Genomic DNA, 13,111 nt, shown 5'->3' with positions numbered 1-13,111 from the left:
GCCGAGACACTGAACCCGTGGCGAGGGAGCTTGCTCCCGCTGGGCAGCGCAGCGGCCCCAACAAATGGGCCTGCTGCGCAGTCCAGCGGGAGCAAGCTCCCTCGCCACGGGTTAATCAGCGATGGTCGATCCCTTAACTGACTGGCATTAATCCCTAAACATTGCTCATTTCCACTTCCGGACTCAACGTCCCCAGCCACGCCACCAACCCCACAATCAACACCGCTGCGGCCATTTCCACCACCACACTGCGCCGAAGTGCATGGGCTGCCGCGCGATATTGGCCCTCTCGCAACGACCGCTCCAGCAAGGGGCCGAGATGAAAGCGGTTCAACGCCGCCAACACCAGCATCCCGGCAAACAGCAGCACCTTGATCGCCAGTAGAACGCCGTAATGGCCGAGTAAAACCTCATCGAGCTTCGGACCGACGATGTACAGGTAGTTCACCACGCCCGTCAGGGTGATGATCACAACGATCAGCGCACCGACACCTTCGAATCGCTTGACCGCGCGAGCCAGCAAGCGAATGTGTGCTTCGGTTTGCAGGGCCCGGGTTTGTGCCATCAGGGCAAACGCCAGCAACGCACCGAGCCAGGCGCCCGCTATCAGCAGGTGCAGGATGTCCGCGGTGAAGTGCCAGTAGCGGCGACTGCCTTCGTCCATGGCGCCGTGCCCGCTCCAGGCCAGGCCGGCGAGGGCGATGCCGCCGGCCGTGGCGGCAATCACCAGGCTGATGCCGGGTGATCGTGAGCTGAGCATCAACGCCATACCCACGACTGCTAACGCAATCATCCGCACGGCCCAGGCCAAACCGACGTCGGTCTCCAGCAGCATCATCTCGATGTGGGGGCGCAACTCGGCAATGTCTGATTCGCCGCTCATGGTGCTGGCCATCAGCACCATGCCGGCGCTCGACAACAATGCCCCGAGTCCGGCAAAAACCGCCAACAATCCGCGAAAGGGCAGCACGCTCCCCGAGCGTCGTTCCCGTCCCTCAAGGCTATACAGCCCGAACAGCGCCACGCCAAACAACAGCATCAAATCCATATACAACACAAACCGCAGCACGACGTTGGCCGAGTCGCTCATCGATCATTTCACTTTGAAGGTGACGTTGCCGGTGATCGGGTGGGTGTCCGACGACACCGCGCGCCATTCGACCTTGTAAGTGCCGGCAGTCAAGGGCGCTGCTGGAGTAATGAGCATGCTCTTCGGATCACTGCTGCCGCTGACTTTGGCCTTGATTGGCATCGGGTCATGGGCCATGCCGGCCATTTCGGTCATCAGCAGTTTGGCGCCGGAAAACTGGGTGACGAGGTTTTCGGAAAAGTGCAGTTCGATCTTGTCGGGTGGCGCACCTGTCGCGCCTTCCGCCGGGCTGGAGGAGAGCAGTTTGGGGTGGGCTTGAGCGAGGGTGCTCATGAGCAGGCCGCTGAGCAACGCGATAACGACGGCGGTGGGTTTGATGAGGCGCATGCAAGGTCCTTTACCGCTTGAAGCGGTTGTTTTTGGTTTGAGGTGAGTCTGTTCAGAACCACAGCCGAACACCGAGCACCAGGCGTGTTTCGCTGCGGTCCTCGCCTTCGTCGTTGGCAAAATCGGCGGTGTTGCCGTAGGTGCGGTTCCAGGTCACGCCGAGGTAGGGCGCGAATTCCCGGCGGATTTCGTAGCGCAGGCGCAGGCCGGCTTCGGTGTTGGACAGCCCCGCGCCGATGCCCCGTTGCGGGTCGTTTTTGCCGTAGGCGTTGAGTTCGACGGTCGGCTGCAGGATCAGCCGATTGGTCAGCAGGATGTCGTAGTTGCCTTCCAGCCGCACGGCGCTCTGGCCGCCTTCGCCGATGAAGGCCGTGGCTTGGGCCTCGAAGTTGTACAGCGCCATGCCTTGCACGCCGAGCGCGGCCCAGGTTTGCGGGGCGCCGGGTTTGAAGTCCTGGCGCACGCCGCTGACGACGTCCCACCACGGGGAAACGGCGTGGCCCCAGAGGGCCTGGATTTCTGCGTCCTCGGTCACGCCGTTGGTGCGTTCGCCTTCGGAGCGCAGCCACAGTCGATCGATGTCGCCGCCGACCCAGCCAGACAAATCCCAGGCCAGGGTGCTGCCGTCATCGGCGTCCTGCCATTCCAGTTTTTCGGCGAGGAAAAATGAATTGAGCGTGCTGTCATGTACGTGGTGACCGGCGGGATCGGCATACACGGCAGCGCGATCGGCATCGGTCAGCACCGGGATCGGTGTGCGACTTTCGCTGGGCGCGGCGGGCTGCATCTGGCCTTCGTCCATGCCTTGCATCTGGTCGTGGTTCATCTGGCTGTGATCCATGCCTTGCATGTCATCGCTGGCGGCCATCGCCGTCGAGGTCACGAGTGCGAAAAAAAACGGGGTGAATCGAATCATGGGGGTGCGCCTCATTCTTCCACGCGAACTTCACGGAACATGCCCATTTCCATGTGGTACAGAAGATGGCAGTGATAGGCCCAGCGGCCGAGCGCATCGGCGGTGACCCGATAGCTGCGCCGGGAGCCCGGTGGCATGTCGATGGTGTGTTTGCGCACCATGAACTGGCCGTTCTCGTCTTCGAGGTCGCTCCACATGCCGTGCAGGTGGATGGGGTGCATCATCATCGTGTCGTTGACCAGCACGATCCGCAGCCGCTCGCCGTACTTGAGGCGTAGCGGCTCTGCATCAGAGAACTTCACGCCGTTGAACGACCAGGCGAATTTTTCCATGTGCCCGGTCAGGTGCAGCTCAAGGGTGCGGCCAGGGTCGCGGCCGTCCGGGTCTTCGAAGGTGCTGCGCAGGTCGGAATAGGTGAGCACGCGGCGACCGTTGTTGCGCAGGCCCATGCCGGGGTCGTCGAGTTTCGGTGAGGTGGACATGGCTTGCATGTCCACCAGCGGGTTGTCGGTTTCCGAGGCCGGGTGGGACTGCATGTCGGGCATGTCGCCCATGGCCATGTTGCCGTGATCCATGCCCGCCATGCTGCCGTGGTCCATGCCACCCATGCCCATGTCATCCATGGTCACCAGCGGGCGTGGGTCCAGTGGTGGCAGCGGCGCAGTCAGTCCCGCTTTTACCGCCAGGGTGCCGCGTGCGTGTCCGGTGCGATCCATCGCCTGGGCGAACAGGGTGTAGGCCGTTTCGGTCGGCTCGACGATGACGTCGAAGGTTTCCGCCACGGCAATGCGGAATTCGTCGACGCTCACCGGTTTGACGTGCAGGCCGTCGGCAGCGACCACGGTCATTTTCAGCCCGGGGATGCGCACGTCGAAGTAGGTCATGGACGAGCCGTTGATGAAGCGTAGCCGCAGCTTTTCCCCCGGGCGGAACACCCCGGTCCAGTTCGTGTCCGGCGCCTGGCCGTTCAACAGGTAGGTGTAAGTGGCGCCGCCGACGTCCGCCAGGTCAGTGGGGTTCATCTTCATTTCGGCCCACATCTTGCGGTCGGCGACGGTCGACCCCCAGCCTTTTTCGCTGACGTCGTGGATGAAGTCGCCCACGGTGCGTTTGTGGAAGTTGTAGTAGTCGGACTGTTTTTTCAGGGTCTTCATCAGGCCGACCGGGTCTTCGTCGGTCCAGTCGCTGAGCATCACCACGTAGTCGCGGTCGTACTGGAACGGCTCCGGATCCTTGGCGTCGATCACCAGCGGGCCGTAGACGCCGGATTGTTCCTGAAAGCCCGAATGGCTGTGATACCAGTAGGTGCCGTTCTGTCGCACGGTGAACTGGTAGACGTACAGGCCGCCCGGCTCGATGCCCTTGAAGCTCAGCCCCGGCACGCCGTCCATGTTGGTCGGCAGCAAGATGCCGTGCCAGTGAATGGAGGTGCTGTCCTTGAGTTTGTTGCGCACCCGCAGCGTCACCGTATCGCCTTCACGCCAGCGCAGCAGCGGGCCGGGAATGCCGCCGTTGATGGTCGTCGCGGTGCGTGGGCTGCCACTGAAGTTGACCGGGGATTGGTCGATGTACAAGTCGAAATCGTGACCGGCCAACACCTGCGGTTCGCCGGGACTGCTGATCGCCCAGACCGGCGTGCGCCATAACCCGAGGCCGCCGAAGAGCCCGCCGATGGCCAGCCCTTTGACGAAGGTGCGTCTTGAAGTGTGGGAGTGCATGCCGTTTGTTCCGCCCGTCAGCCTGTTGAACTTGTCGACGAGGCTAACCGGCGGTGCCTTTCAGCAGGCTGAGGCGAGGATTACAGTTTTGACAGGTTGGGCGTCGCTTACTGGCGTGAGGTGGACTTTCCCCTTGAGGCCACCGTGTCGCCGCCGCAGTTGATGTAGGAAGAAGACTTCAACCAGCGCGGGTCCGGGTAGTAGGAAAACAACAATTGCCCGTCCTTCATCGAATCGATCAATCGATGGGCAATCGCCGGTCTGACGGCCGGGCAACCCAGGCTGCGGCCGATGCGGCCATTGGCGCGGGCCAGCACCGGGCTGACATAGGGCGCGCCGTGAATGACGATGGCCCGGTCAAAGGCGTTATCGTTGAAGCCGGGTTCCAGGCCTTCCATGCGCAGTGAGTAACCGTTCTGGCCGCGGTAGCTCTCTTGTGTGCGGAACAGGCCGAGGCTGGTGGCGTGGCTTTCATTCTGGTTGGAGAACAGCGTGGCCATGTTTTCGCCGCTGTTGCGGCCATGGGCGACCAGTTCGTGAAACAGCAACTTGCGCCGTTTAAGGTCGAAGACCCACAGGCGTTGTTCGGTCGAAGGCAGGGAATAATCGATCACCGCCAGTCTTTGGGCGGGGGCGGCACCTTGGGCGAGGCGGCATTGGGTGGCGCGAACCGCCAGGGCAATCACTTTGGCGTCGGCGCCGGGCGCGGCTTTGACCAGCGCGTTTTCAAGCGAATCGGCGTAGGCTGACGTTACTGAAAGGCACGTCAGTAAAATGGCAAATAAAGGGCCAAAGCGTTTTAGCGCCATAGTCGGGTCTCATCATGATAATTTCGAGTCTAGCTAGCGGCGAGCGGAAAGCTAGCCGTTTGAAACGGGGGATTAAGGATTATCCATGATGAATTTAACAAGGTCATTCGTCATAAGCCGCATGTTTTTTATGGGCTTTCTGATCAGCGGTGCGGCGTTTGGGCAAACTTCGCCGATTGAGCCGGTATCTGCGGCGAGCAGCGCAATCGATGCCGCAGCGCCCGACGATGCGGTCGGCCAGGTGATTCAGGCGACGCTGGAACCGCTGCGCTCGGCCTTTCCGCCGTTGCTCACGTCCAGGCGCCATCAGCGCGTGGATGTCAGCCGGGTGGTGCTGGATTTCTATATGCATCGCAACTATCGCGCGGCGTGGACAGACGATCGTGATGTGGCCCAGTTGCTCAAGAGCCTTGAAGACACCCGGAACGACGGCCTGAATCCGGCGGATTTTCGCATCAGCGAGCTGGCCCTGGCCCATGAGTCGCTGGCAAAGTCCGTGCCTTCCACGGCGCAACGGGCGATGTTCGACATGGCGGCGACCCGCACGTTCATCACCGCGCTGCTGCAATTGCGGCGGGGCAAGGTCGATCCGTCGCGGCTGGACATTCACTGGAATTTCCAGCCCGCCGGCGGCGCTGCCCGCGAGGACATGAACAACCTGTTCGCCGCCCTCGATGCCCATGACGTGGCGCGTGCCTTCGCCGAGGCGCCTCCTCAGGAAGAGATTTACCGCAACTTGCGTGAGGGCCTGGCCCGGTTGCGCCAGGTCCGTGATGCGGGGGGCTGGCCGAAAGTCACCGAAGGGCAATCGCTCAAGCCCGGCATGGACGGGGTGGCTGTCGCACAATTGCGTGCGCGTCTGGTGGCGGGCGGATACCTGGACCCGCACCTGTCGAAAAAGGCCGGTTACGACGACAAGGTCATTGCCGCGGTGAAGAAGTATCAGACCGAGCAATACCTGGGGGCCGATGGTGTGGCGGGGGCGGCGACGCTGGCGGCGCTGAACGTGCCGGTCGAGGCGCGGATCGATCAGGTGCGGGTCAACATGGAGCGCGCCCGGTGGCTGTTGTACAAGCTTCAGGGCACGTTCGTGATCGTCGATATTGCCGGATACAAGGTGGCGATGTACCGCGACGGTCTGCCGATCTGGCGTTCGCGGGTGCAGGTCGGTAAACCGGTGCGCAGTACGCCGGTGTTCCAGGCCGAAATCACCTACATCACGTTCAACCCGACCTGGACCGTGCCGCCGACCATTCTCAAGCAGGACGTGATTCCAAAAGTCCAGAACGATCCGGGCTATCTGGAGGCCAACCGGATTCGTGTGCTTGATCGCGAAGGCAATGTGCTCGATCCGTCGAGCGTTGACTGGAGCAACCCGCGAGGCATCCACCTGCGTCAGGATGCCGGGCCTGACAGTTCGTTGGGGCAGGTGGTGATCCGCTTCCCCAACGACTATTCGATTTACCTGCATGACACGCCGCACCGCGAACTGTTTGCCAAAACGGTTCGGGCCACCAGCTCAGGCTGCATCCGCGTGGAAAACCCGTTGCAACTGGTCGAGTTGTTGTTCAACGACCCGGTGCGCTGGAACAGCGAAGGCATTCAGAAGCAGTTGGCCAATGGCCGGACCGAGAACGTCCAGCTACCGGTGAAAGTGCCGGTGCTGTTGGCCTACTGGACCGTGGACCTGAGCAAGGATGGGCGGGTGACGTTCAAGCCCGACATCTATGATTACGACGCCAGGGTGCTGCAAGGCTTGAGCCAACCCACGAAGTTGCCCGCGCTGGACTTGCGTCAGGCAGAGATGCCGCTGGTGGTGAAGGGGCAGAACCAACAGTAACCAATAGACGCGAGAACCAACTGTAATGAATAGACGCGGACACTGTAGGAGCAAGCTTGCTCGCGATGGACTCAAAAACGCCGCGTTTAGCCAGCAAGCACGCGTTATCGTTAACGACCATCGCGAGCAAGCTCGCTCCTACAGGTTTCGTGTGTAGACTGATCGGCAATCCCCTAAAGCGCCAACCCCTGTTGCACCACTGCCAGCAGATCGCTTTCCGTCAGCGCCACCGCGTCCAGCTGCGCCGTGGCCTGCTCGATCGTTTGTAGCCACCAGTGCGTTTCACCGTGTTCGTCCACGGTGCGCAACAGGGCGAGTTCGTTGCCGGTTGTGTGAATCTCGACCCGCCCCTCGCCATCGGCGGTGAAGCGTGCAACCGGGTCAAAGGTCATGCTGTGTCCGTTGCCGGCAATCACCAACTGGTCGATGGCGTAGTTGTAAGAGTCGCCATTGGGGCGGCTCTCGAACACGTGGGTGGGGTTGCGCCGCAGGGCCAGGCCCGCTTCGGTCAAGGGCAGCAGCCAGGTCTCTATCCGTTGATACAGTTCGTAGACCTGGCCCGGCCAGGCATCGATCGCCTGATCCGCGCTGGTCAGCCGTGTCTGTTTCAATTTTGCCGCGAGCTCGTCTGCCTTGCTCATGTCGATTCCCTGTGTGGAGTTCAGACTAATCGTAGCTCGTTGATGCGGGGGCGCGCTTGCCTTGGGTCATGTTTGCGGTACAGGCAGGATACAGGTGTGATACTGCTGGGCAAATGGCCGCCATTTGTCATGGATAACCCCGTAAACTACGGCCCACAAAGACCGAGGGCTTTGGGGCGTTGCCCATGCCTTGCCCCCCGACAGGATGAACGTTTGCCCACAGGTTTGAACAATCCGGATCACGCCCCTGGCGTCGCATTGAAACGCATACCGCTGCGCAAGGCCGCGGTGTTGTTCATTGCCACGGTGTGCCTGTGCCTGTGCGGTTTGCTCTACCTGCAACTGGAACAGTCCCGGCACCATGATCTGCGCGACGCGCAAGTGGCGTCTTCGAACCTGACGCGGGCCATGGCGCAGCAAGCCGAAGACACCTTCATGAAGGCCGACCTGGTGCTGACCAGTCTGGCGGACTGGATTCAGGTCGACGGTTTCGGCCCGGACCAACGGCCACGCTTGCAACAGACCTTCGCCCGGCGGGTGCTGGCGCTGGATCAATTGCACGGCATCCTGCTGTTCGACCAGAAGGGCCAGTGGGTGGTGACCTCGTTTGAAAACCTGCCCCGGGGGGCCGGGGTCGCGGATCGCGAGTACTTCAAGTATCACCAGCAGAACATATCGTCGGTGGCGCACATCGGCCCGGCCATCCGCAGTCGGGAAAACGGCGAGTGGATCATTCCGATATCCAGACGGATCAACGACAGGAACGGGCATTTCCAGGGCGTGTTGCTGGCCGGCATCAAGATGTCGTACTTCGACCAGTTCTTCAAAAGCTTCAGCCTCGACGACAACGGCTCGATGTTTCTCGGCTTGACCGATGGCACGTTATTGGCCCGTCGACCTTTTGTAGAGGCGCAGATCGGTGCATCACTGGCCCAGAGCGAGATTTTCCAGAAGTTCCTGCCGCTGACCACCTCCGGCAATGCGATATCCACCTCCATCATCGATGATGTGACACGCATGTACAGTTACCGACAGCTGGAGGCCTATCCGTTGGTGGTCGCCGCTGCGTCGTCCACCGAATCCATTCTCGCGGACTGGTACGACACGGCGTTTCGCTCCAGTCTCATCGTGGCCCTGGTGTTGCTGGGGGTAGGGTTGTTCGGGTGGGGGTTCCTGCATCAGGTGCGCGTTGGCGAGCGGGTCGAGGCGGATTTGCGCAATGCCCAGCAAGCGCTGGAGCTGATCGCCACTCACGACAGCCTGACCGGGCTGGCCAACCGCCGATTGTTCGAGCGGGCGCTGGGCATCGAGTTCGGGCGCGGCGCCCGGCAGGCCAGCCCCTTGAGCCTGATCATGCTCGATATCGATTACTTCAAGCGCTACAACGATACCTACGGCCATGTGGTGGGGGATCACTGCCTGGCCGAAGTGGCCCGGGCACTGAAGAGTTGCTGCCACCGCAAGGCCGATCTGGCGGTGCGTTACGGCGGCGAAGAGTTTGCGGTGCTGCTGCCCGACACCGACATCCACGGCGCCATGACGATTGCCGAGCAGATCCGCCGCAGCGTCATTGACAAGCACATCAATCACACCGGTTCGCCCAATGGCTACGTAACGGTCAGTCTGGGTTGCTATTCGTTCGTGCCGTCGGGGCGTGACAGCATGGACGTGTTTGTCGAACGGGCGGATGCGGCGTTGTATCAGGCCAAGCATTCGGGGCGAAACCGCGTGGCAACGTTGTCGATGGCCGGTGGAGCCGAGGCGTTGATGCGCTCCGATCGTTGAAGTGTTTTGCCTGCCGGTGGTCAAGCCGATGTAAGCCTCAGGTGACAAACAGCAGCCAATGACTGCACGTCATCGGCTGCTTTTGCCTGTCCAGCTGCCCGTCCCGCCGCCAGCACCGCCGGTTCCGCCTCCGGGGGCGCCGGTTCCACCACCCGCGCCGCTACCGGGACCATTGACGCCGGTGCTGCCGATTGACGAGCCGGGGCCATGACTGCGGCTGTAGTCACCCGAGGGTTCACTGGGTCTGTTGTTGCCTGGCAGCATGTTTGAGTTGCGGGTTGCACTGGGTGCCGTGCCGGTCGTGCCAGTGCCAGTGCCAGTGCCGGACGCCGCAAACATGGCCAGGGGCGTTGCCGACAACAATCCCGCCAAGAGCAGCGAAGTCATTCTGATGTTCATCATGGTCGTCTCCTGGGATGAGTCGTTACCTGATGTTGGTGTGCAGGGTTGCGCAAGCGCAGTAGAGTTTTTTCATTTCCGGTGATTGGCTAAATCAATTGTCGGCGCCAGTGCTTGATCCCGTATACATAGCGGCCACTGGCGGAGTAATCCGCCGCTTGCGTGCAAAAGGATTGAGCGATGAGCGAACCACGCCTGACTGACCGTGCTTTGTACCTACGGCGCCTGGGTTTCGATGCAGCCCCGGCACCGACTCTGGAAACGTTGCGCCAACTGCAACTGCGCCACACCGGCGTTTTCCCGTTTGAAAACCTCACCACATTATCCGGCGAACCGGTGCTTATCGACTTGCCGTCCATCGAACAGAAGGTCTTGCATGACGGTCGTGGCGGTTACTGCTACGAACTCAACAACCTGTTCCTGGCCTTGCTTCAAGAATTGGGCTTCGACGCCCGTGCCATCAGCGGCCGGGTGGTGATGGGCCAGCCGGAGGGTGCCTGGACAGCCCGCACCCATCGCCTGAGCCTGGTTACGATCGATGACGTGCGCTACATCACCGACGTCGGCTTCGGCGGCATGGTGCCGACCGCGCCCCTGTTGCTCGATTCCCGCGCCGAACAACTCACCCCTCACGAGCCATATCGCATCGATCTGCACGTCGACGGCTATACCTTGCGCGCCAACGTTGCGGGGGAATGGCGTGAGATGTACATCTTCGACCTGCAACGCCAGGAAGATATCGATTTTGCGGTGGGTAACTGGTACGTCTCGACCCACCCCGAGTCGACTTTCGCCAGGCAATTGATGGTGGCGCGCACCGGAGAGGGCTGGCGACGTACGCTCAACGATGGCAGCTTCGCGATTCACCGGATTGGCCAGGACAGCGAGCGGCGGCAGGTGACGGATGTGCAGGAGCTGATTAGTTTGCTGGGCAGCGAGTTCGGCATTCGCGTACCGGAACAGGCGCAATTGGTGCGGACGCTGGAACGATTGATCGCGGCGCCGCAATAGCTGTCTGAGCATAGATATTACAAAGGGCTGATCCGATTGATCGGCCCTTGGTGTTTCAGGGCTGAACTCCCGGCTCCATCACCCGTTGAATTTCGCGCAAGGCTTCTGCCAGTTTCTGCTCCAGGCCCTTGAGTTCGGCAGGGGTGAGGGTTTGTTTCAGGTGTACGGGTTTGCCTTCGTTGAGCAGGGCCCGGCGCAGCGTATTGTTGATCGTGGTCTGGTAGCCGTACCCCTCGTGTTCTGCCATTGCGCGGGCCGCTTCGATGACCGCGTCATCGAGCATGATGGTAATGCGGGTCTTGCCTTTGGCGGGCACCACGGCCCCGCGCCTGGCGTTGCTGAAATCGTATTCGTCTTTCATCGGTCATGCCTCCAGATACTGACGGCGCTCGCTTTTGGTGGCGATGCGCGCGGAAATGATTCGAACGATATTCGGATCGCGGCAGGTGTACGCGACAACCAGCAATCGGCCTTTGGCATCCAGCCCCAGGGTGATCCAGCGTTGTTCATCATGGTGGTTGTCCTCGATGGTCAGCGCCCGTTCGTCATGGAATACCGGTTCAGTCTCTGCGAGGCTGATGCCTTGGTGCTTGAGTTTGTTGGCTGCGTTCTTTGCCTTGTGGAACTGAATTTCGAATGACTTCATTATGCATACTTTATATGTATAAAAAAGGGGCGGGCCTTACCGATGGTCGCCAGGAATTCGAAAGACTAGTCAGCACCCGCGTTTGGACAGGGAGGGATGTATTTCAAGGTTTTTTGGCAGAGCCAGGAGGGTGAGGGTCTGGGGGAAATGGACAGGTATCCATTTTGTGACTGATAAGTTGTATACAACTCTATAGACATTTGTCCTGACTATTGCATACAGTGTGCGAATAACAAAAACCAGGGAACCCCCTACCATGAAAACGCCCCATGTTTCACACCAACGGCCCGAGGACGAAAATCTTGGGATCGGCGCGAATATGGCTTATGGCCTGCAACATGTTCTAACCATGTATGGCGGTATTGTCGCGGTGCCTTTGATCATCGGCCAGGCGGCCGGGCTCTCGCCGGCGGACATCGGTTTGTTGATTGCTGCTTCATTGTTTGCGGGGGGGCTGGCAACGTTGCTGCAAACCCTGGGTTTACCGTTTTTTGGTTGTCAGTTGCCGCTGGTACAGGGCGTGTCCTTCTCCGGCGTCGCGACCATGGTGGCGATTGTCAGCAGTGGCGGGGAGGGTGGGTTTCAGTCGGTGTTGGGGGCAGTGATAGCGGCGTCCCTGATCGGGTTACTGATAACCCCGGTGTTCTCGCGCATCACCAGGTTCTTCCCGCCGCTGGTGACCGGCATCGTGATTACCACCATCGGCCTGACGCTGATGCCGGTAGCCGCGCGCTGGGCCATGGGCGGCAACAGCCATGCACCGGAATTCGGCAGCATGGCGAACATCGGTCTGGCGGCGGTGACATTGGTGCTGGTGCTGCTGCTGAGCAAAATCGGCAGTGCGACCATCTCCCGCCTGTCGATTCTGCTGGCGATGGTGATCGGTACGATCATCGCGGTGTTCCTCGGCATGGCGGATTTCTCGTCCGTAACCCAGGGCCCGATGTTCGGCTTCCCGACGCCGTTCCACTTCGGCATGCCGACCTTCCACTTCGCTGCGATCCTGTCGATGTGCATCGTGGTGATGGTGACGCTGGTGGAGACCTCGGCGGACATTCTGGCCGTCGGTGAGATCATCGGCACCAAGGTTGACTCCAAGCGCCTGGGCAACGGCCTGCGCGCCGACATGCTGTCGAGCATGTTCGCACCGATCTTCGGTTCCTTCACCCAAAGCGCTTTCGCCCAGAACGTCGGCCTGGTGGCGGTCACCGGCATCAAGAGCCGCTACGTGGTGGCCACTGGCGGTCTGTTCCTGGTGATCCTCGGCCTGCTGCCGTTCATGGGCCGGGTCATCGCCGCCGTGCCGACCTCGGTATTGGGTGGCGCCGGCATCGTGCTGTTCGGCACCGTTGCGGCCAGCGGCATTCGGACCTTGTCCAAGGTCGACTACCGCAACAACGTCAATCTGATCATTGTCGCCACCTCCATCGGCTTCGGCATGATCCCGATCGCGGCACCGAACTTCTACGACCACTTCCCAAGCTGGTTCGCGACCATTTTCCATTCGGGCATCAGCTCGTCAGCGATCATGGCTATCGTGCTGAACCTGACCTTCAACCATCTCACCGCCGGTAACTCTGACCAGCAATCGGTGTTTGCGGCCGGTACCGAGCGGGTCCTGCGTTATCAGGACCTGGCGGCGTTGCGCGAAGGGGACTACTTCAGCGACGGTAAACTGCACGATTGCGACGGCAAGGAGATTCCGGTGCTGGAATCGGAACACGGCGTGGCAGAACCAAGGGCGGTGCATGCGAAAAACAGTGAGCATGTCTAAGGGTCGGTAGATCAAAAGATCGCAGCCTGCGGCAGCTCCTACATGGAGTTGCCGCAGGCTGCGATATGGTCGATTCGTGACTATAAAACTAATCG

13 protein-coding genes are annotated in these 13,111 nt (G+C 60.9%); 4 read left to right on the top strand and 9 right to left on the bottom strand.

Features of this window, described 5'->3' with window-relative positions:
• Positions 1–154: 154 nt before the first annotated feature.
• The 5 genes from copD to KGA81_RS20035 all read right to left on the bottom strand — a co-directional run bounded on the left by copD (position 155) and on the right by KGA81_RS20035 (position 4,920).
• Complete coding sequence (gene copD / locus KGA81_RS20055; RefSeq protein WP_223547830.1) at positions 155–1,090, bottom strand: copper homeostasis membrane protein CopD; 936 nt, start codon at positions 1,088–1,090, stop codon at positions 155–157.
• Positions 1,091–1,093: 3 nt separating this feature from the next.
• Positions 1,094–1,477, bottom strand: coding sequence for a copper homeostasis periplasmic binding protein CopC (gene copC, locus KGA81_RS20050; RefSeq protein ID WP_223547829.1), 384 nt, complete (start codon positions 1,475–1,477; stop codon positions 1,094–1,096).
• A gap of 52 nt (positions 1,478–1,529) precedes the next feature.
• On the bottom strand, positions 1,530–2,393 hold the full coding sequence (locus KGA81_RS20045) for a copper resistance protein B (protein WP_223547828.1): 864 nt from the start codon (positions 2,391–2,393) through the stop codon (positions 1,530–1,532).
• Between the two features lie 11 nt (positions 2,394–2,404).
• The gene (locus KGA81_RS20040) at positions 2,405–4,111 is read right to left on the bottom strand and encodes a copper resistance system multicopper oxidase (protein WP_223547827.1); all 1,707 of its coding nucleotides are present in this window, start codon (positions 4,109–4,111) and stop codon (positions 2,405–2,407) included.
• 107 nt (positions 4,112–4,218) lie between these two features.
• Positions 4,219–4,920, bottom strand: coding sequence for a murein L,D-transpeptidase catalytic domain family protein (locus KGA81_RS20035; protein WP_223547826.1), 702 nt, complete (start codon positions 4,918–4,920; stop codon positions 4,219–4,221).
• Positions 4,921–5,005: 85 nt separating this feature from the next.
• On the opposite strand from KGA81_RS20035, the gene KGA81_RS20030 reads away from it, so the two are divergent.
• Positions 5,006–6,760 carry a murein L,D-transpeptidase gene (locus KGA81_RS20030; protein WP_223547825.1) on the top strand — a complete coding sequence of 585 codons (1,755 nt, stop codon included), beginning with the start codon at positions 5,006–5,008 and terminating at the stop codon, positions 6,758–6,760.
• Between the two features lie 173 nt (positions 6,761–6,933).
• On the opposite strand, the gene KGA81_RS20025 is transcribed toward KGA81_RS20030, so the two are convergent.
• Complete coding sequence (locus KGA81_RS20025; RefSeq protein ID WP_223547824.1) at positions 6,934–7,401, bottom strand: hypothetical protein; 468 nt, start codon at positions 7,399–7,401, stop codon at positions 6,934–6,936.
• Between the two features lie 213 nt (positions 7,402–7,614).
• On the opposite strand from KGA81_RS20025, the gene KGA81_RS20020 reads away from it, so the two are divergent.
• Positions 7,615–9,186: a GGDEF domain-containing protein gene (locus tag KGA81_RS20020; RefSeq protein WP_223547823.1), complete on the top strand. Its 1,572-nt coding sequence runs from the start codon at positions 7,615–7,617 to the stop codon at positions 9,184–9,186.
• Between the two features lie 69 nt (positions 9,187–9,255).
• On the opposite strand, the gene KGA81_RS20015 is transcribed toward KGA81_RS20020, so the two are convergent.
• Positions 9,256–9,588, bottom strand: coding sequence for a hypothetical protein (locus KGA81_RS20015; RefSeq protein ID WP_223547822.1), 333 nt, complete (start codon positions 9,586–9,588; stop codon positions 9,256–9,258).
• Between the two features lie 177 nt (positions 9,589–9,765).
• Between KGA81_RS20015 and KGA81_RS20010 the strand changes: the two genes are divergently transcribed.
• Entirely contained in the window at positions 9,766–10,596 is an 831-nt protein-coding gene (locus KGA81_RS20010) for an arylamine N-acetyltransferase family protein (protein ID WP_223547821.1), read from the top strand.
• Positions 10,597–10,651: 55 nt separating this feature from the next.
• On the opposite strand, the gene KGA81_RS20005 is transcribed toward KGA81_RS20010, so the two are convergent.
• Positions 10,652–10,957 (bottom strand): BrnA antitoxin family protein, encoded by a 306-nt coding sequence (locus tag KGA81_RS20005; RefSeq protein WP_223547820.1) that lies wholly within the window; start codon positions 10,955–10,957, stop codon positions 10,652–10,654.
• A 3-nt stretch (positions 10,958–10,960) separates the two neighbouring features.
• Positions 10,961–11,242: a BrnT family toxin gene (locus KGA81_RS20000; RefSeq protein ID WP_223547819.1), complete on the bottom strand. Its 282-nt coding sequence runs from the start codon at positions 11,240–11,242 to the stop codon at positions 10,961–10,963.
• A 256-nt stretch (positions 11,243–11,498) separates the two neighbouring features.
• Here KGA81_RS20000 and KGA81_RS19995 point away from each other — a divergent pair, with 256 nt between their 5' ends.
• Positions 11,499–13,016, top strand: a complete 1,518-nt coding sequence (locus KGA81_RS19995; RefSeq protein ID WP_223547818.1) for a nucleobase:cation symporter-2 family protein — start codon at positions 11,499–11,501, stop codon at positions 13,014–13,016.
• Positions 13,017–13,111: the final 95 nt, after the last annotated feature.

The sequence above is a fragment of the Pseudomonas sp. A-B-19 genome, assembly GCF_019947515.1.
Taxonomy (GTDB): Bacteria; Pseudomonadota; Gammaproteobacteria; order Pseudomonadales; family Pseudomonadaceae; genus Aquipseudomonas.
This window is presented reverse-complemented; position numbering and strand designations above follow the sequence as displayed.

What these genes read in the sequence shown, in the direction of transcription:
- KGA81_RS20000 (WP_223547819.1), bottom strand. Translation starts at nt 11,242, where the DNA reads ATGAAGTCATTCGAAATTCAGTTCCACAAGGCAAAGAACGCAGCCAAC.
- KGA81_RS20005 (WP_223547820.1), bottom strand. Translation starts at nt 10,957, where the DNA reads ATGAAAGACGAATACGATTTCAGCAACGCCAGGCGCGGGGCCGTGGTG.
- KGA81_RS20035 (WP_223547826.1), bottom strand. Translation starts at nt 4,920, where the DNA reads ATGGCGCTAAAACGCTTTGGCCCTTTATTTGCCATTTTACTGACGTGC.
- copC (WP_223547829.1), bottom strand. Translation starts at nt 1,477, where the DNA reads ATGCGCCTCATCAAACCCACCGCCGTCGTTATCGCGTTGCTCAGCGGC.
- KGA81_RS20015 (WP_223547822.1), bottom strand. Translation starts at nt 9,588, where the DNA reads ATGATGAACATCAGAATGACTTCGCTGCTCTTGGCGGGATTGTTGTCG.
- KGA81_RS19995 (WP_223547818.1), top strand. Translation starts at nt 11,499, where the DNA reads ATGAAAACGCCCCATGTTTCACACCAACGGCCCGAGGACGAAAATCTT.
- KGA81_RS20030 (WP_223547825.1), top strand. Translation starts at nt 5,006, where the DNA reads ATGATGAATTTAACAAGGTCATTCGTCATAAGCCGCATGTTTTTTATG.
- KGA81_RS20045 (WP_223547828.1), bottom strand. Translation starts at nt 2,393, where the DNA reads ATGATTCGATTCACCCCGTTTTTTTTCGCACTCGTGACCTCGACGGCG.
- KGA81_RS20040 (WP_223547827.1), bottom strand. Translation starts at nt 4,111, where the DNA reads ATGCACTCCCACACTTCAAGACGCACCTTCGTCAAAGGGCTGGCCATC.
- copD (WP_223547830.1), bottom strand. Translation starts at nt 1,090, where the DNA reads ATGAGCGACTCGGCCAACGTCGTGCTGCGGTTTGTGTTGTATATGGAT.
- KGA81_RS20010 (WP_223547821.1), top strand. Translation starts at nt 9,766, where the DNA reads ATGAGCGAACCACGCCTGACTGACCGTGCTTTGTACCTACGGCGCCTG.
- KGA81_RS20025 (WP_223547824.1), bottom strand. Translation starts at nt 7,401, where the DNA reads ATGAGCAAGGCAGACGAGCTCGCGGCAAAATTGAAACAGACACGGCTG.